The 18,318-nt window shown below is 55.4% G+C and carries 14 protein-coding genes and 1 tRNA gene; 13 read left to right on the forward strand and 2 right to left on the reverse strand.

Features of this window, described 5'->3' with window-relative positions; all coding sequences use genetic code 11:
* Positions 1 to 131: 131 nt before the first annotated feature.
* A tRNA-Gln gene (locus tag ABLV64_RS16650) sits at positions 132 to 206 on the forward strand.
* 119 nt (positions 207 to 325) lie between these two features.
* On the opposite strand, the gene ubiF is transcribed toward ABLV64_RS16650, so the two are convergent.
* Positions 326 to 1,501, reverse strand: a complete 1,176-nt coding sequence (gene ubiF, locus ABLV64_RS16655; RefSeq protein WP_217325039.1) for a 3-demethoxyubiquinol 3-hydroxylase — start codon at positions 1,499 to 1,501, stop codon at positions 326 to 328.
* Positions 1,502 to 1,680: 179 nt separating this feature from the next.
* On the opposite strand from ubiF, the gene miaB reads away from it, so the two are divergent.
* The 11 genes from miaB to ABLV64_RS16710 all read left to right on the forward strand — a co-directional run bounded on the left by miaB (position 1,681) and on the right by ABLV64_RS16710 (position 14,940).
* Positions 1,681 to 3,105 carry a tRNA (N6-isopentenyl adenosine(37)-C2)-methylthiotransferase MiaB gene (gene miaB, locus ABLV64_RS16660; protein ID WP_004885906.1) on the forward strand — a complete coding sequence of 475 codons (1,425 nt, stop codon included), beginning with the start codon at positions 1,681 to 1,683 and terminating at the stop codon, positions 3,103 to 3,105.
* 153 nt (positions 3,106 to 3,258) lie between these two features.
* Entirely contained in the window at positions 3,259 to 4,305 is a 1,047-nt protein-coding gene (locus tag ABLV64_RS16665; protein ID WP_004176871.1) for a PhoH family protein, read from the forward strand.
* A complete protein-coding gene (gene ybeY / locus ABLV64_RS16670) occupies positions 4,302 to 4,775 on the forward strand; it encodes an rRNA maturation RNase YbeY (RefSeq protein WP_002894722.1) in 474 nt (157 codons plus the stop codon). The genes ABLV64_RS16665 and ybeY overlap by 4 nt, the downstream gene beginning before the upstream one ends.
* A gap of 146 nt (positions 4,776 to 4,921) precedes the next feature.
* Positions 4,922 to 5,800 carry a CNNM family magnesium/cobalt transport protein CorC gene (corC, locus tag ABLV64_RS16675; protein ID WP_004197606.1) on the forward strand — a complete coding sequence of 293 codons (879 nt, stop codon included), beginning with the start codon at positions 4,922 to 4,924 and terminating at the stop codon, positions 5,798 to 5,800.
* A gap of 127 nt (positions 5,801 to 5,927) precedes the next feature.
* Positions 5,928 to 7,466: an apolipoprotein N-acyltransferase gene (gene lnt / locus ABLV64_RS16680; RefSeq protein WP_065904981.1), complete on the forward strand. Its 1,539-nt coding sequence runs from the start codon at positions 5,928 to 5,930 to the stop codon at positions 7,464 to 7,466.
* Between the two features lie 354 nt (positions 7,467 to 7,820).
* Positions 7,821 to 8,732, forward strand: a complete 912-nt coding sequence (locus ABLV64_RS16685) for an amino acid ABC transporter substrate-binding protein (RefSeq protein WP_348843409.1) — start codon at positions 7,821 to 7,823, stop codon at positions 8,730 to 8,732.
* Positions 8,733 to 8,896: 164 nt separating this feature from the next.
* A complete protein-coding gene (locus ABLV64_RS16690; protein ID WP_002894709.1) occupies positions 8,897 to 9,637 on the forward strand; it encodes an amino acid ABC transporter permease in 741 nt (246 codons plus the stop codon).
* Complete coding sequence (gene gltK, locus ABLV64_RS16695; RefSeq protein ID WP_002894707.1) at positions 9,637 to 10,311, forward strand: glutamate/aspartate ABC transporter permease GltK; 675 nt, start codon at positions 9,637 to 9,639, stop codon at positions 10,309 to 10,311. The genes ABLV64_RS16690 and gltK overlap by 1 nt, the downstream gene beginning before the upstream one ends.
* The gene (locus tag ABLV64_RS16700; protein WP_004885898.1) at positions 10,311 to 11,036 is read left to right on the forward strand and encodes an amino acid ABC transporter ATP-binding protein; all 726 of its coding nucleotides are present in this window, start codon (positions 10,311 to 10,313) and stop codon (positions 11,034 to 11,036) included. Before gltK ends, ABLV64_RS16700 begins: the two co-directional genes overlap by 1 nt.
* A gap of 372 nt (positions 11,037 to 11,408) precedes the next feature.
* On the forward strand, positions 11,409 to 13,079 hold the full coding sequence (locus tag ABLV64_RS16705) for a ShlB/FhaC/HecB family hemolysin secretion/activation protein (RefSeq protein WP_065904983.1): 1,671 nt from the start codon (positions 11,409 to 11,411) through the stop codon (positions 13,077 to 13,079).
* Positions 13,080 to 13,146: 67 nt separating this feature from the next.
* Positions 13,147 to 14,940: a filamentous hemagglutinin N-terminal domain-containing protein gene (locus tag ABLV64_RS16710; protein WP_348843410.1), complete on the forward strand. Its 1,794-nt coding sequence runs from the start codon at positions 13,147 to 13,149 to the stop codon at positions 14,938 to 14,940.
* Between the two features lie 77 nt (positions 14,941 to 15,017).
* Here ABLV64_RS16710 and ABLV64_RS16715 read toward each other — a convergent pair whose 3' ends face one another.
* Positions 15,018 to 15,500 carry a zinc ribbon-containing protein gene (locus tag ABLV64_RS16715; RefSeq protein WP_004885892.1) on the reverse strand — a complete coding sequence of 161 codons (483 nt, stop codon included), beginning with the start codon at positions 15,498 to 15,500 and terminating at the stop codon, positions 15,018 to 15,020.
* A gap of 226 nt (positions 15,501 to 15,726) precedes the next feature.
* Between ABLV64_RS16715 and leuS the strand changes: the two genes are divergently transcribed.
* Complete coding sequence (gene leuS, locus ABLV64_RS16720; protein ID WP_017899092.1) at positions 15,727 to 18,309, forward strand: leucine--tRNA ligase; 2,583 nt, start codon at positions 15,727 to 15,729, stop codon at positions 18,307 to 18,309.
* Positions 18,310 to 18,318 lie beyond the last annotated feature (9 nt).

Raw genomic sequence — 18,318 nt, forward strand, 5'->3', positions numbered from 1 at the left:
AGGCACCGGATTCTGATTCCGGCATTCCGAGGTTCGAATCCTCGTACCCCAGCCAAATTAAAAAGTCGTTCAGCAATGAACGCACTGTTGCTCTTAAACCGGGATAGTGTCGGTCAGGCGCAACAGACAATTGGGGTATCGCCAAGCGGTAAGGCACCGGATTCTGATTCCGGCATTCCGAGGTTCGAATCCTCGTACCCCAGCCACTTAAATGCAAAAAAGCCCACCTCGGTGGGCTTTTTTGCTATTGGCGTATAGCCATCCTGGCGCGTCACTGACTGCCGGGCAGGCGCTTTCCACTACGCCCCCGCCCGGGAAGCCGGAGTTACAAGCCTAACGCATACTTCAGCGCCTGACGCTTCAGCACCCCGGCGCGTTCGGCCGCCATCAGGCCAATATTACGCAGCATCCGCACCGGCGCCAGGTCATTGCTGAATCCGGCGTAAAACAGATCCATCCCCGACTGCATAATAAAATTATCCGCCCGCCGCCGCGCCTGGTAGCGCTTGAGCACCGGCAGGCTGGCCCACTCTTCGCCTCGGCCGCGCGCTTGCGCCAGGATCTCCAGCAGGGCGTCGACATCGCGATAGCCAAGGTTAACCCCCTGCCCCGCCAGTGGATGAATGGTGTGCGCCGCATCGCCCACCAGCGCCAGACCGGGCTGAACATACTGCAGCGCATGACGCCGGGTGAGCGGGAAGGCGCCGGCCGCCTGCGGCGTCACCCGTCCGAGACGCGCCGGGAAATGGCGGGCGATCTCCTGCTGAAGCTGGGGCATGGACATGCCCTGTAGCTGACGGATCCGCGCCGGGGCGTCATACCACACCAGCGAGGCCCAGTTGTCGAACAGCGGCAGGAAGGCGCGCGGTCCGCTGGGGGTAAACTGCTGCCAGGTGCTGTCGCCGGGATCGTCGGCGCATTGGACGCTGATGAGCATACAGGACTGCTGATATTGCCAGGCATGCACGCCGATGCCGGCCATCTCCCGCACCTGAGAGCTGGCGCCGTCGGCGCCGATAACCAGCCGGGCGTGGATCGTCTCCCCCTCGCGTAAACGCAGCGCCGTCTGCGCCTCGCCGCGCTGCATCGCCTCCAGTTCGCCGCCAACGCGGAGGGTAATCCCTTCGTGCGCCGCCAGCGCTTGCCACAGGCCCCACTGCAGGACCTTGTTCTCAACCATATAGCCCAGCTCTGGGAGCTTGAGCTCTGCGGCGTCAAAGGCGACGTGCGCGCTCTCCCACTCCCAGGTCTCCAGACGACGGTAAGCGTGGACGCGCATCGCCCGCACGGCATCCCAGACGTCAAGGCTTTTCAGCAGGCCGACCGAGGCCGCGCTGATCGCCGAGATCCGCACATCCGGGGCGGATGCCGGATCGAAAGCCGGGGGCGCCGTTTTCTCAAGCACCGTCACGGTAAATCCCTGTTGCGCCAGCCCTAACGCCAGGGCGCCGCCGACCATGCCGCCGCCCACGATGGCGACATCTGTTGCGTGAATTGTCATGGCTATTATCCTTAAAGCAGAATCCGTTAAGTTTACCGGATTTTTCGCCCTCTTGCGGTGATAACGCTCGCACTGGTCAGGGGGCGACCAAAGCATTACAATACGCGCCCTGGAATGCGAAATTCACCCTGTATATATCCCCGCGTTTTGGATATCTATTACTGAGCATGAGCAAGTCAATGACAAAAAAACTCCATATTAAAACCTGGGGCTGTCAGATGAACGAGTATGATTCATCAAAGATGGCCGATCTGCTGGATGCGACACATGGGTATCAACTGACCGAAGTGGCGGAAGAAGCAGATGTGCTGTTGCTCAATACCTGCTCAATTCGTGAGAAGGCCCAGGAAAAAGTTTTCCATCAGCTTGGACGCTGGAAGCTGCTGAAAGAGAAGAACCCGGACCTGATTATTGGCGTTGGCGGCTGCGTGGCCTCCCAGGAAGGCGACCATATTCGTCAGCGCGCGCACTATGTCGATATTATTTTCGGGCCGCAAACCCTGCACCGCCTGCCGGAGATGATTAACTCTGTGCGCGGCAACCGCAGCCCGGTGGTTGATATCAGCTTCCCGGAAATTGAAAAATTCGATCGCCTGCCAGAACCGCGCGCCGAAGGCCCGACCGCCTTTGTCTCGATTATGGAAGGCTGCAACAAATACTGCACCTACTGCGTGGTGCCCTACACCCGCGGTGAAGAAGTCAGCCGCCCGTGCGACGATATCCTGTTTGAAATCGCCCAACTGGCGGCGCAGGGCGTGCGTGAAGTCAACCTGCTGGGCCAGAACGTGAACGCCTGGCGCGGTGAGAACTACGACGGCACCACCGGCAGCTTTGCCGATCTGCTGCGCCTGGTGGCCGCTATCGACGGCATCGACCGCATTCGCTTCACCACCAGCCATCCGATCGAATTTACCGACGACATCATCGACGTCTATCGCGATACGCCGGAGCTGGTGAGCTTCCTGCACTTGCCGGTGCAGAGCGGTTCCGACCGCGTGCTGAACCTGATGGGACGGACCCATACCGCGCTGGAGTATAAAGCGATTATTCGTAAGCTGCGTGAAGCGCGTCCGGATATTCAGATAAGCTCAGACTTTATCGTCGGCTTCCCCGGCGAAACCACGGAAGATTTCGAAAAGACGATGAAGCTTATCGCCGACGTCAATTTCGATATGAGCTACAGCTTTATCTTCTCCGCCCGTCCGGGCACCCCGGCGGCCGATATGGTCGACGACGTGCCGGATGCAGACAAGAAACAGCGTCTGTATATTCTGCAGGAGCGCATCAACCAGCAGGCGATGGCCTGGAGCCGTCGCATGCTCGGCACGGTACAGCGCATCCTGGTGGAAGGCACGTCGCGCAAGAACATCATGGAGCTCTCCGGGCGTACGGAGAACAACCGGGTGGTCAATTTCGAAGGCACCCCGGACCTCGTCGGCAAGTTTGTCGATGTCGAAATCGTCGATGTTTACACCAACTCGCTGCGCGGCAAAATCGTGCGCACCGAAGCGGAGATGGGTCTGCGTATCGCTGAATCACCCGAATCAGTGATTGCCCGCACCCGTAAAGAGAACGATCTTGGCGTGGGTATCTATCAGCCGTGATCCCTTCAGGCCTGTCGGTTCCGGCAGGCCTTGTAATTCCTCTCTCCGTCCCTATATCTACAGCAATGCTTGCGCCATTTTCCTGTGACGTAAATAATTTCCTGATTAGCCGGCCACGCGCCGCGTCCGGCCACCTGCGTAAAGAGGAACAGTTTGAACATAGACACTCGTGAAATTACCCTGGAGCCAGCGGATAACGCACGCCTGTTAGCCCTGTGCGGTCCGTTTGACGACAACATCAAACAGCTGGAGCGTCGGTTAGGCATTGAGATCAACCGCCGTGACAATCACTTTAAGCTGACCGGACGCGCCCTTTGCGTACACGCCGCCGCCGATATTCTGCGCAGCCTGTATGTCGACACGGCGCCGATGCGCGGTCAGATTCAGGATATTGAACCAGAGCAGATCCATCTGGCGATCAAAGAGGCGCGCGTGCTTGAGCAAAGCGCCGAGAGCGTGCCGGAGTACGGAAAAGCCGTCAATATCAAGACCAAGCGCGGGGTGATCAAACCGCGTACGCCGAACCAGGCGCAGTACATCGCCAATATCCTCGATCACGACATCACCTTCGGCGTGGGTCCGGCGGGTACCGGGAAAACCTATCTGGCGGTGGCGGCGGCGGTTGATGCGCTGGAGCGTCAGGAGATCCGCCGCATTCTGCTGACCCGTCCGGCCGTCGAAGCGGGTGAAAAGCTCGGCTTCCTGCCCGGCGATCTGAGCCAGAAGGTCGACCCGTATCTGCGCCCGCTGTACGACGCGCTGTTCGAGATGCTCGGCTTTGAGAAGGTGGAAAAGCTGATTGAGCGTAACGTCATCGAAGTGGCCCCGCTGGCCTATATGCGCGGACGGACGCTGAATGACGCCTTTATCATTCTTGATGAAAGCCAGAACACCACCATCGAGCAGATGAAAATGTTCCTGACCCGCATCGGCTTTAACTCCAAGGCGGTGATCACCGGCGATATCACGCAGATTGACCTGCCGCGCAGCACCAAATCCGGTCTGCGCCACGCCATCGAAGTGCTGGCGGAAGTCGATGAGATCAGCTTTAACTTCTTCCATAGCGAAGACGTGGTCCGCCATCCGGTGGTCGCCCGCATCGTGAACGCCTATGAGGCATGGGAAGCCGCAGACCAAAAACGTAAAGCAGAACTGGCCGCCGAGCGCAAACGCGAAGCCCAGGAACAGGAGCAAAAATGAGTCAGGTGATCCTCGATTTACAACTGGCCTGCGAAGAGACCAGCGGCCTGCCGGACGAAGCCCTTTTTCAACGCTGGGTCGACGCCGTCATTCCGCCGTTTCAGGAGGAGTCAGAGTTAACGATTCGTCTGGTCGACGTTGCAGAAAGCCATGAGCTGAACCTGACCTATCGCGGCAAGGATAAGCCGACCAACGTCCTCTCTTTCCCGTTTGAAGCGCCGCCGGGGATTGAAATGCCGCTGCTCGGCGATCTGATCATTTGCCGTCAGGTGGTGGAGCAGGAAGCCAGCGAGCAAGGTAAACCGCTGGAGGCGCACTGGGCGCATATGGTGGTGCACGGCAGCCTGCATCTGCTGGGCTACGATCACATCGAAGATGACGAAGCGGAAGAGATGGAAGGCCTCGAAACAGAGATAATGCTTGCTCTGGGCTATGAGGACCCGTACATTTCCGAGAAGATTGCTGAATAGCCCCCTGCCGGATCGTGGCGCTTGCGCCTCATCCGGCCGCTGTTCATGCATTTTACCCGCCTGAACGTCAGGCAACCCATGCCGTCCGGCGCTGAGTTTACGCGCGACGAGCGACATTAAATCAACATGAGAACCCAAACGACGCCATGAGCGACGACAATTCACACAGTAGTGACACAGTAAACAGCAAAAAGGGATTTTTCTCCCTGTTACTCAGCCAGCTCTTTCACGGGGAACCGAAAAACCGCGATGAACTGCTGGCGCTGATCCGTGATTCCGGGCAGAACGACCTTATCGATGAAGATACTCGTGACATGCTCGAAGGGGTAATGGATATCGCCGACCAGCGGGTCCGCGACATTATGATCCCCCGTTCACAAATGATTACCCTGAAACGCAATCAGACGCTGGACGAGTGCCTCGATGTCATCATCGAATCCGCTCACTCGCGCTTCCCGGTCATCAGTGAAGATAAAGATCACATCGAAGGGATTCTGATGGCCAAGGATCTGCTGCCGTTTATGCGCAGCGACGCCGAAGCCTTCAGCATGGAAAAAGTGTTACGGCCGGCGGTTGTCGTTCCGGAAAGCAAGCGGGTCGACCGCATGCTGAAAGAGTTTCGCTCACAGCGCTACCATATGGCGATCGTTATTGACGAATTCGGCGGCGTCTCCGGTCTGGTGACCATCGAGGATATCCTTGAGCTCATCGTCGGGGAAATTGAAGACGAGTACGACGAAGAAGAAGATATCGATTTCCGCCAGCTGAGCCGCCATACCTGGACGGTACGCGCCCTGGCCTCCATCGAAGACTTCAACGACGCCTTCGATACGCACTTCAGCGATGAAGAAGTGGATACCATTGGCGGGCTGGTAATGCAGGCCTTTGGCCACCTGCCAGCTCGCGGCGAATCTATCGACATTGATGGTTACCAATTCAAGGTAGCAATGGCAGATAGTCGTCGTATCATTCAGGTGCATGTTAAGCTGCCGGATGATGCTCCCCAGCCGAAGCTGGAAGAGTAAGCGGCGGCGCTGAAGGTCACGGCCAGCCGGGAGACAGACCGTGGCGATACTCGGTTGTCCCCTCCCCCGGCTGGCAAACAGCATAGCCTGTGGCAACAGGCGTTAATTTACGGGACGATTAGCCTAAATGGTATTTGCCTCTCTTCTTGAACGCCAGCGCGTACGTCTGCTGCTGGCGCTGCTATTCGGAGCCAGCGGAACGCTGGCTTTTTCACCTTACGACTTCTGGCCCGCAGCGATTATTTCACTGGTCGGTCTGCAGGCGTTAACCCTCAACCGCCGCCCGCTGCAAAGCGCCGGCATCGGCTATTTCTGGGGACTTGGCCTGTTCGGCACGGGAATCAACTGGGTTTATGTCAGTATCGCGCAGTTTGGCGGTATGCCGGGTCCGGTTAACGTCTTCCTCGTCGTTTTGCTGGCGGCCTATCTGTCGCTCTACACCGGCCTGTTTGCCGGCCTGCTCGCCCGGCTGTGGCCCAAAACCAGCTGGCTACGGGTGGCGATCGCCGCCCCCGTCGTCTGGCAGATCACCGAGTTCCTGCGCGGTTGGGTGCTGACCGGCTTTCCGTGGCTGCAGTTCGGCTATAGCCAGATCGACGGCCCGCTGAAAGGCCTGGCGCCGGTGATGGGGGTTGAGGCGATCAACTTCCTGCTGATGATGGTTAGCGGCCTGCTGGCTCTGGCCCTCGTGCAGCGCAACGGGAAGGCGCTGGTGATCGCCGCGGTGCTGTTCGCCCTGCCGTTCCCGCTGCGCTATATCCAGTGGTATCAGCTGCTGCCGGAGCGCGCGACGCAGGTCTCGCTGGTGCAAGGCGATATCCCGCAGGCCATGAAGTGGGACGAGAACCAGCTGGTTAATACCCTGAAAACCTACCTGGCGCTGACCCAGCCGCATATCGGCCACTCGCAGCTGATTATCTGGCCTGAATCGGCGATCCCGGATCTGGAGATCAACCAGCAGCAGTTCCTCAGCATGATGGACGATCTGCTGCGCGCAAAAGACAGCTCGCTGATCACCGGCATCGTCGACGCGCGTCTTAATAAGCAGAATCGCTACGACACCTACAACACCATCATTACCCTCGGCAAAGATAACCCGTACCGCTACGACTCGACCAACCGCTACAACAAGAACCATCTGGTGCCGTTCGGCGAGTTTGTACCGCTGGAGTCGATTCTGCGTCCGCTGGCGCCATTCTTCGACCTGCCGATGTCCTCCTTCAGCCGCGGTCCCTACGTGCAGCCGCAGCTGATGGCGCATAACCTGAAGCTGACCGCGGCCATCTGCTACGAGATCATCCTCGGGGAACAGGTGCGGGATAACTTCCGTCCGGATACCGACTTCCTGCTGACCATCTCTAACGACGCCTGGTTCGGCAAGTCCATCGGCCCGTGGCAACACTTCCAGATGGCGCGGATGCGCGCCCTGGAGCTGGCCCGCCCCCTGCTGCGCAGTACCAACAACGGCATTACCGCCGTGATCGGCCCGCGCGGCGAGATCCAGAAGATGATCCCGCAGTTTACCCGTGAGGTGTTGACCACCACCGTGACGCCCACCAGCGGCATGACCCCTTACGCTCGCACTGGCAACTGGCCGCTGTGGGCGCTGACGGCGCTGCTCGGCTTCGGTGCGCTGCTGATGAGCCTGCGTCAGCGTCGCCGATAAGTTCTCTACCGGCGACGCCCGTCGCCGGCTTTTTTCTTCCCGTCATTTGCCACCCTGGCACAGTCATTGCTTTATTTAATCGGGTAGCGCCGTCCTCCGGCCCAGTGCAACCGGGTTGCACCATAAACGATCGGTGGTCGCGCTATTTTGGTGCAATGGAAGATATTTGCCTCCCATTGGTGCGGAGCGCTTCGCAAAAATAAACAATAAAGCAGCAAAATATTTACATTAAGCCAAACTAAATGCTAACAAACACATACAAATGCGGCACGTGGATGCGTGCCCCTAATAACAACACACACAATCACAATGGGTATCAATAGCGTCGGTGACGCTGCGGATAAGGAGTTGGATATGCAATTACGTAAACTGGCCACGGCAATGCTGGTAATGGGAATGACCGCTGGTCTGGCGCAGGCGGAAGATGCTGCCCCGGCGGCTGGCCAGAGCACTCTGGATAAGATCGCGAAAAATGGCGTTATCGTTGTCGGCCATCGCGAATCTTCCGTCCCTTTCTCTTACTACGATAACCAACAGAAGGTTGTGGGTTACTCTCAGGACTACTCCAACGCCATCGTCGATGCCATCAAGAAAAAACTGAACAAACCCGATCTGCAGGTCAAACTGATCCCGGTCACCTCGCAGAATCGTATTCCGCTGCTGCAGAATGGCACCTTTGATTTCGAGTGCGGCTCTACCACCAACAACCTCGAGCGCCAGAAACAGGCGGCCTTCTCCGATACTATCTTCGTCGTCGGCACCCGTCTGCTGGTGAAGAAAGGCGGCCCGATCAAAGATTTCCCGGACCTGAAGGATAAAGCGGTCGTCGTCACCTCCGGGACCACCTCTGAGATCCTGCTGCATAAGCTGAACGATGAGAAAAAAATGAATATGCGCATCATCAGCGCCAAAGATCATGGCGACTCTTTCCGTACTCTGGAAAGCGGACGCGCGGTGGCCTTTATGATGGATGACGCTTTGCTGGCCGGCGAACGCGCCAAGGCGAAGAAACCGGATAACTGGGAAATCGTCGGCACCGCGCAGTCGAAAGAAGCCTATGGCTGCATGCTGCGTAAGGACGATCCGACCTTCAAGGCATTGGTCGATGAAACCGTTGCCCAGGCCCAGACCTCTGGCGAAGCGGCGAAGTGGTTCGACAAATGGTTCAAAAACCCGATTCCGCCAAAAAATCTTAACCTGAACTTCGAGCTGTCGAACGACATGAAAGCGCTGTTCAAATCACCTAATGACAAAGCACTGAACTAATTATAACAACCAGGGGCGGGATATCCTGCCCTCCCGATGATTGTCACAGCACGGACAGACTATACGGCGGCTGGTCGTTCCCCAGCCGCCGCGAATACCGAAACAAGCTGGACAACCGTCTTCGAGGGTAGCAATGGCTACCCTTTTTTTTCCAGGAGTCATGTATGTCAATAGACTGGAACTGGGGGATATTCCTGCAACAGGCCCCCTTCGGCAACACTACCTACCTGGGCTGGCTGTGGAGCGGTTTTCAGATCACCGTCGCCCTCTCCATCTCGGCCTGGATCATCGCTTTTCTCGTCGGCTCGCTGTTCGGCATTTTACGCACGGTCCCCAATCGCTTCCTCTCGGGCATTGGCACCTGCTATGTCGAACTGTTTCGCAACGTGCCGCTGATCGTGCAGTTCTTTACCTGGTACCTGGTGGTGCCGGAATTCCTGCCGGAAAATATCGGCATGTGGTTTAAATCGGAGCTGGACCCAAACATTCAGTTCTTTGTCTCCTCCATGCTGTGCCTGGGGCTGTTTACCGCCGCTCGCGTCTGCGAGCAGGTACGCGCCGCTATCCAGTCGCTGCCGCGCGGGCAAAAGAACGCCGGTCTGGCGATGGGGTTGACCCTGCCGCAAACCTACCGCTACGTGCTGCTGCCGAACGCCTATCGCGTTATCGTGCCGCCGATGACCTCGGAGATGATGAACCTGGTGAAAAACTCGGCCATCGCCTCCACCATCGGTCTGGCCGATATGGCCGCGCAGGCGGGCAAACTGCTGGACTACTCCGCTCATGCCTGGGAGTCTTTTACCGCCATCACCCTGGCCTATGTTTTCATCAACGCGGTGATTATGCTGATTATGTATGTGGTCGAGCGTAAGGTTCGCCTGCCTGGCAATATGGGAGGCAAATAATGTACGATTTTGACTGGAGTTCGATCGTTCCCTCCATGCCCTACCTGCTGGCAGGGCTGGTGATCACCCTGAAGATTACGGTGATCGCCATCGTGGTCGGCATCGTCTGGGGCACCCTGCTGGCGGTCATGCGCCTGTCCAGCTTTCTGCCGCTGGCCTGGTTTGCTAAATCCTACGTTAACGTGTTCCGTTCTATCCCGCTGGTGATGGTTCTGCTGTGGTTCTACCTGATTGTCCCGGGCTTCCTGCAGAACGTGCTGGGACTGTCGCCGAAAACGGATATTCGCCTGATCTCGGCGATGGTGGCCTTTTCGATGTTCGAGGCCGCCTACTATTCAGAGATTATCCGCGCCGGTATCCAGAGCATCTCCCGCGGCCAGTCAAGCGCCGCGCTGGCGCTGGGAATGACCCACTGGCAGTCGATGCGGCTGGTGATCCTGCCGCAGGCCTTCCGCGCCATGGTGCCGCTGCTGTTAACCCAGGGGATCGTCCTGTTCCAGGATACCTCGCTGGTGTATGTATTGAGCCTCGCCGACTTCTTCCGTACCGCCTCCACGATTGGCGAGCGTGACGGGACCCAGGTCGAAATGATCCTGTTCGCGGGCGGCGTCTATTTTGTGATTAGCCTCAGCGCCTCGCTGTTGGTCAGCTGGTTGAAGAAAAGGACTGTGTAATGATTACCCTGAAAAACGTTTCAAAATGGTATGGTCACTTTCAGGTGCTGACCGATTGCTCCACGGAAGTGAAAAAAGGCGAAGTCGTGGTGGTCTGCGGGCCGTCAGGCTCCGGTAAATCCACGCTGATTAAAACCGTAAACGGCCTTGAGCCGGTGCAGCAGGGGCAGATTATCGTCGATGGCACCGTGGTTAACGATAAAAAGACCAATCTTGCCAAACTGCGCTCGCACGTCGGAATGGTGTTTCAGCATTTTGAACTGTTCCCGCACCTGTCGATTATCGACAACCTGACGCTGGCGCAGGTTAAGGTTCTCAATCGTGACAAAGCGTCGTCGCGCAAGAAGGGTCTCAAGCTGCTGGAGCGCGTTGGCCTGGCGGCGCACGCGGAAAAATATCCGGCGCAGCTCTCCGGTGGCCAGCAGCAGCGCGTGGCCATTGCCCGAGCCCTGTGTATGGACCCGATCGCTATGCTGTTTGATGAGCCCACCTCAGCGCTCGACCCGGAGATGATCAACGAGGTACTGGACGTCATGGTGGAACTGGCCAACGAAGGGATGACCATGATGGTAGTGACCCATGAAATGGGCTTCGCCCGTAAGGTGGCCAACCGGGTGATCTTTATGGATGAAGGAAAGATAGTCGAAGATGCCGATAAAGAGGCCTTCTTCGCCAATCCACAATCCGATCGCGCTAAAGATTTCCTCGCCAAAATTCTGCATTAATCGTTATTCGCTGCGCATACCACCCGGTATGCGCAGTTTATCTTTCCCGCCATATTATTCGCCAATATTATTTGTGCGCGCCATTACCGCCAATATCATTTACATAATAAATAAACTTCAGCGAGACAAGCTGAACTTATTTATTAAATCGATCAATTCATAAAAAAATCACTAATGAATTCGTGGACCGGTATTTCCACCACCGCTAGCATATAACGCCTCGTAACAGGTTCGTCGCATGATTATGGAATTAATTAAATATAATATCCTTGCCTGACCTTGCCTGCGCCGAAATAAAGGCCATCAATCATTTTGCCAGAGGTAATGGTATTGATGCGTCGCCGAACCAATGAAACAAATGGATATTGCTTCATGTTAATTCGATCTCGCTCGCTCACCGGGCTGCTGTTTATAACGCTGGCTGGCGCCTCTGCCGTCAGTGCTGCGCAATTGACCACCTCAGCTCATCAGACCGAGCAGGATAAAGCTCGCCAGGAGGCGCTGACCCCGCAGCAACAGGAGTTTCAGTCCTCACAACAGCGCGGGGCGCCGCAGGGTATCCACTTTCCTGAGGAAGCACATTGCAGATTAATCAATAAAGTCGACATCGATTCCGATAACCAGGCGCTCACCCGGAAATTACTGGCGAAAACCGCGCAGCAGGCACAGGGCCGCTGTCTGGGTAGCGAGGGTATACGCCTGCTGGCGTATAGGCTTCAAAACGAACTGATCGTGCAAGGCTATATCACCTCTCTGATTGATGTTCCCTCCCAGTCGCTGGAGCAAGGCATCCTCCGGCTGACACTGAAGTATGGCAAAGTGGGCGCTATCGACTATGCCGGCGGATCAGACATCACCCGTCTGTGGAATTCACTGCCCCTGTCTCCCGGCGCTATCCTGCGTTTAAGCGACCTTGAGCAGGGTATGGCCAATCTGCAGCGCCTGCCGGGTTCTACGGCGCATATGAAACTGCTGCCTGGCCAGCGCGAGGGGGAAAGCGATCTTCAGATCGCCCGCAGCCTGGAGAAAAAATGGCAGCTTGGCGCCTGGCTTGACGACGCCGGCAGCAAAGCCAGCGGCCGCTATCAGGCCGGTGGCGCCCTCTATCTCTATGATCTGACCACTCTTAACGACATTCTGTATATTTCCGGCGGGGGCGATATTGAATTCAACCAACACAATGACGGCAACCACAACGGTAGCCTGTACTACTCCATCCCCTTTGGCTACTGGTCACTGAGCGCCTACGGGGCATATAGTCAGTATCGCCAGCAGTTCAACGGCAACTGGTCAACGATGGATTATAAGAGCAAGAATCGTTACTACAGCGCCACGTTGAGCCGACTGCTCTCCCATACCCGCCAGCAAAAAACCACCGCCGACCTGCGAATTGCCAAGAGCACCTCGCACTATTACTTCGGCGGCAGCGAACTGCAGGTCATGCGCAAGCAAACGCCATCATGGGAGCTTACCCTCAACCATCAGCGCTATTTTAATAAAAAAATCGTCGACGCCAGCATTGGCATCCAGCGCAGCCTGCCGTGGCTCAGCTCAACGGCAACGCCGGAGGAGAAAGCCGGGATGTACAGCCCGCTGTCGCGGATCGTCCATGCGAACCTGCAGGCGATGATGAAATTTGACGCGGCTGGCGACGCATTTACCTGGGCGCCCCGATTGAGCGCGCAGTTCAGCCCGGACCCACTCTCCTCGGATAATAAATTCAATATTGGCAGCCGCTGGACCGTGCGCGGGTTCGACGGGGAAAACAGCCTGTCCGGCAATCAGGGATGGTACTGGCGCAATGATTTTATCTGGGATATCCCGACGCCTGACCGCCAATTTTATTTTGGTGTAGATATAGGTCGTATAACAGGAAACGAGCAAAACCAGAGGGGAAAAACGCTTTCTGGCGCAGTAAGCGGTATTCGTGGCTCGCTGCTCGCCACGCAGTATGACTTTTTCATGAGTACCCCTTTAATCAAACCCGTTCGTTTCCATAGCGATGCTCTTAACCTGGGCTTCTCATTACAATGGAGGTATTAACTTCAAAAATAACAAAAAACATAAGGCTTAAATTTCTTAACCACTCTTAATTAAAGGAATAAATATGATGTTCAAATTTAATTTAACTTATGTCGCACTCGCGGCAGCCCTTAGCTCATCGTTTGTCTATGCCGACCCAAACACATGGACGCACTCATCAGGCACAACCGTTGTTGATATTGAAAAACCTAACGCGGCTGGCGTATCTCACAATATGTACCGTGATTTTAACGTCGGCAGCAACGGGATGATTTTGAACAACAGCGGCGACGATCTTACCCATGACAAATTTGGCAATATTGCCAGGAATAATAATTTAACCAACGGCAGCGCATCCGTTATTCTCAATGAAGTGACCTCAAATAAGTCCAGTTCCCTCAACGGATTTATAGAAGTCGCGGGTCAAAAAGCCGATGTTATTATCGCTAACCCGAACGGTATCTCCTGCTCAGGCTGCAGCTTCATTAATACCAATTCAGCAGTATTAACGACCGGGCAGGTGAAACTTAACGATAACGGAGGGATCGGGTCCTATACCGTCAGTAAAGGCAAGATTACTATCGGCAAGAACTGTATGGATGCCACGAACAACTATGCCCTGCTGCTGGCGGAAACTATTGCTATCAATGGTACGCTCAGCGCTGCCAACGCTACATTAGGCGCAGGAAGTTTTACCTTTGATAACACAACACAAAAGATGACTTCCGCAGGTAAAACCCCAAGCGTTATGCAGATGCTATTTCCTGAATACAGTATCGACATTAGTAATCTTGGCGGAATTAAAGCTAATAGCATCAGTATGATGGGTAACGATTATGGTTTGGGCGTGCGTAATAAAGGAAGCATTGTTTCTAACAGCATGCTGTCGATGACCAGCAGCGGAGCATTGGTCAACGAAGGCTCAATCACCAGCAATGGTCTGCTCACGCAGATGACTTCGGCCGGCAGCTTTAAAAATACAGGGAGTATAACAACAACCAATACGACTATAATTAACAGCTTACAGTCCCTGACTAACAATGGGGCTATTACGGGCACCAGGCAGCTGATGGTTAACTCCGCGGGGAATCTGGAGAATAACGGTACTATAAGAAGCAACACGGTGTTAAGCGTAACCACTAACGGGAATTTGAAGACATCATACGGCTCCTATCTGCTTTCCGACGACCAATTATTGTTAGGGGCTCTCGGAAATATCGAAAACGGCGGTTCTGCTCGCGCAAAAAATACCACTGTCTCTTTTAGCGGTGACTCGTTCAATGTGACAGGCAACATCTACGGAACAGAAACTCTCGCCATTCAGTCTATCAAAGACAGAGAGATTTCGTCTGGTGCGATAAGCAACTCAGGGACCATCAAAGGTGGTAATATTGCGATCCAAACAAAAGGGAGCATGGTATTTAATAGAGATAGCCAACTCCTTGTCACAGATATACTGACAGCAGAGAGTAATAGTTTTAATAATAAAGGCGGTACGATTCGTGGCGATAAGGCAGTCATGAACTTTACTCATAGTGGAATGCAAAACAGCGGAGAAATCATTGGCGGAACTGTCAGTATCAATACTAAATCTGATTTCCTTAATGAATGGCTGATTCAATCTTTTGGTGACATGACCATTGATACCAACAAAAAAGGCAATATTATCAATCGCGAACTCATCCACGCTGACGGAACCATGACGTTAAATGCCAAACAGATTGTTAATGGCGGATATAAGTGCGGATTCCTGGGTATGATGACCTGTGAAAAAGGAACGCTCAGCGGCAATAAATTGATCGTCAACGCTTCGCATAACTACGCGAGTGAAATAGGTGGAAATCAGTACTTCAAGTCAACTGAAATTAACACGCTCAAATAATTGATAAAACACTAAAATTACAGCTACTGCTGGTGTCAACAGCGCCAGCAGTAGATCCCGAGTTTAGCGTTTACTCTTTATGGCTCAAAGGGCCGCCTTTGGAACTGGTCGTGACCACATTTTGGGCAACGCGGCAGTACGTCAGGCGTATACACCGGAAGGTGATAATGACATTTTTCACACACCAGGTTACCCAACCCCACCACTTCGCCGCTGTGATAGACACCGTGATGGTTGAGATCCTGAAACACCTCGCGCCACTCAAGCTGGGTTTTATCGGTAATATCCGCCAGTTCCTGCCAGAGACTCTCTTTGATCACCCGCATAAAGACGCTATCAGTCAGCTCATCCTGACTCTCTTCATAACTGAGGGCGAACTCTTCCAGATCGCGTCGAACAGCGCGGATCACATTGTTGATTTCGCTCTGCGTTAACTCGCCGGACTGGCTAATCTTGACCCTGGCCTGCTCCACCAGCGCATCAATATCACGTTCTCCATTGCGTAACCGCTCGCTGAGCGTCGACACCAGCTCTCGGTAGAACTGAGCAACCTTGTTCATCTTTTCGCCTCCGGTGTGGTTAACTTCTTCTTATGATAGCCGTTATCTGCGGATAGCTCTGCCAGCCAAGCCACAGAGTCGCGAAATATTCTCCACCGCTTTCCTCTCTGTAAATGTGTGAAAGGCTGTTTTGACGTTGGCGTTTGGGCTATGCTATGCCGATCTGAAATAACACATCCATTGGCTACATTTTGTAGCTGTATTGAAAACAGGACCACTGGCTGCCATGCAAGAGCAATACCGCCCGGAAGAGATAGAATCGAAAGTCCAGCTTCACTGGGACGAAAATCGTACATTTGAAGTAACTGAAGACGAGAGCAAAGAGAAGTATTACTGCCTGTCGATGCTTCCTTATCCTTCTGGTCGACTACACATGGGTCACGTGCGTAACTACACCATCGGCGACGTGATTGCCCGCTATCAGCGCATGCTGGGTAAAAACGTCCTGCAGCCAATTGGCTGGGATGCGTTCGGTCTGCCGGCGGAAGGGGCGGCGGTAAAAAACAACACCGCGCCAGCGCCGTGGACCTACGACAACATCGCCTACATGAAAAACCAGCTCAAAATGCTGGGCTTCGGCTATGACTGGAGCCGCGAGCTGGCAACCTGCACCCCGGAATACTACCGCTGGGAGCAGAAGTTCTTCACTGAGCTGTATAAAAAAGGCCTGGTGTACAAAAAAACCTCCGCAGTGAACTGGTGCCCGAACGACCAGACCGTGCTGGCCAACGAGCAGGTTATCGACGGCTGCTGCTGGCGCTGCGACACCAAAGTCGAGCGTAAAGAGATCCCGCAGTGGTTTATTAAAATCACCGCCTACGCCGATGAGCTGCTGAACGATCTGGATAAGCTGGACCACTGGCCGGACACCGTGAAGACCATGCAGCGCAACTGGATCGGCCGTTCTGAAGGGGTGGAAATCTCCTTTGACGTCAACAACTACGCCGACAAGCTGACCGTCTATACCACCCGCCCGGACACCTTTATGGGCTGTACCTACCTGGCGGTCGCTGCGGGTCACCCGCTGGCGCAGCAGGCTGCGGCGAACAATCCGGCGCTGGCCACCTTCATCGACGAATGCCGCAACACCAAAGTGGCGGAAGCCGACATGGCGACGATGGAGAAAAAAGGCGTCGATACCGGCTTTAAAGCTATCCACCCGCTGACCGGCGAAGAAATTCCGGTATGGGCGGCTAACTTTGTGCTGATGGAGTACGGCACCGGCGCGGTGATGGCCGTTCCGGGCCACGACCAGCGCGACTACGAGTTCGCCAGCAAATACGGGCTGAACATCAAGCCGGTGATCCTCGCCGCCGACGGCTCCGAGCCGGATCTTTCCCAGCAGGCGCTGACCGAGAAAGGCGTCCTGTTTAACTCCGGCGAATTCAGCGGGCTCGATTATGAAGCGGGCTTCAACGCTATTGCCGACAAACTGGCTGCCATGGGCGTAGGTGAGCGTAAAATTAACTACCGCCTGCGTGACTGGGGCGTATCCCGTCAGCGCTACTGGGGCGCGCCGATCCCGATGGTTACCCTGGAAGACGGCACCGTGCTGCCGACCCCGGAAGATCAGCTGCCGGTGATCCTGCCGGAAGACGTAGTCATGGACGGTATCACCAGCCCGATCAAAGCCGATCCTGAATGGGCCAAAACCACGGTTAACGGCCAGCCGGCGCTGCGCGAAACCGACACCTTTGACACCTTTATGGAATCCTCCTGGTACTATGCGCGCTACACCTGCCCGCAGTATCAGGAAGGGATGCTGGATTCGCAAGCGGCCAACTACTGGCTGCCGGTCGATATCTACATCGGCGGCATCGAACACGCGATCATGCACCTGCTCTACTTCCGCTTCTTCCACAAGCTGATGCGCGACGCGGGGATGGTCAACTCCGATGAGCCGGCGAAACAGCTGCTGTGCCAGGGCATGGTGCTGGCTGACGCCTTCTACTACGTAGGCGAAAACGGCGAACGTAACTGGGTCTCCCCGGTTGACGCCATCGTCGAACGTGACGAAAAAGGCCGCATCGTGAAAGCGAAAGACGCGGCGGGTCACGAGCTGGTGTACACCGGCATGAGCAAGATGTCCAAGTCGAAAAACAACGGCATCGATCCGCAGGTCATGGTTGAGCGCTACGGCGCGGATACTGTCCGTCTGTTCATGATGTTCGCATCCCCGGCGGATATGACCCTCGAGTGGCAGGAATCTGGCGTCGAAGGGGCGAACCGTTTCCTGAAACGCGTCTGGAAGCTGGTCTACGAACACACCACCAAAGGGGACGTTGCGGCCCTGAACGTGGCGGCGCTGAGTGAAGATCAGAAAGCGCTGCGTCGCGATATCCACAAAACTATCGCCAAAGTGACCGATGACATCGGCCGTCGTCAGACCTTCAACACCGCCATCGCGGCGATCATGGAGCTGATGAACAAGCTGGCGAAAGCGCCGCAAGAAGATGAGCAGGATCGCGCCCTGATGCAGGAAGCCCTGCTGGCGGTAGTGCGTATGCTCAACCCGTTCACCCCGCACGTCAGCTTCACCCTGTGGCGTGAGCTGAACGGCGAAGGTGATATCGACAACGCGCCGTGGCCGGTGGCGGATGAAAGCGCGATGGTGGAAGACAGCACCCTCGTCGTCGTCCAGGTCAACGGCAAAGTTCGTGGTAAAATTACCGTTGCGGTAGACGCAACTGAAGAGCAGGTCCGCGAGCGCGCCGGCCAGGAGCATCTGGTGGCGAAGTATCTCGACGGCAAAACCGTGCGTAAAGTGATTTACGTCCCGGGTAAACTGCTCAATCTGGTCGTTGGCTAAGCGCGGGAG

This window comes from Klebsiella sp. JB_Kp031 (genome assembly GCF_040064295.1).
Classification (GTDB): Bacteria; Pseudomonadota; Gammaproteobacteria; order Enterobacterales; family Enterobacteriaceae; genus Klebsiella; species Klebsiella quasipneumoniae.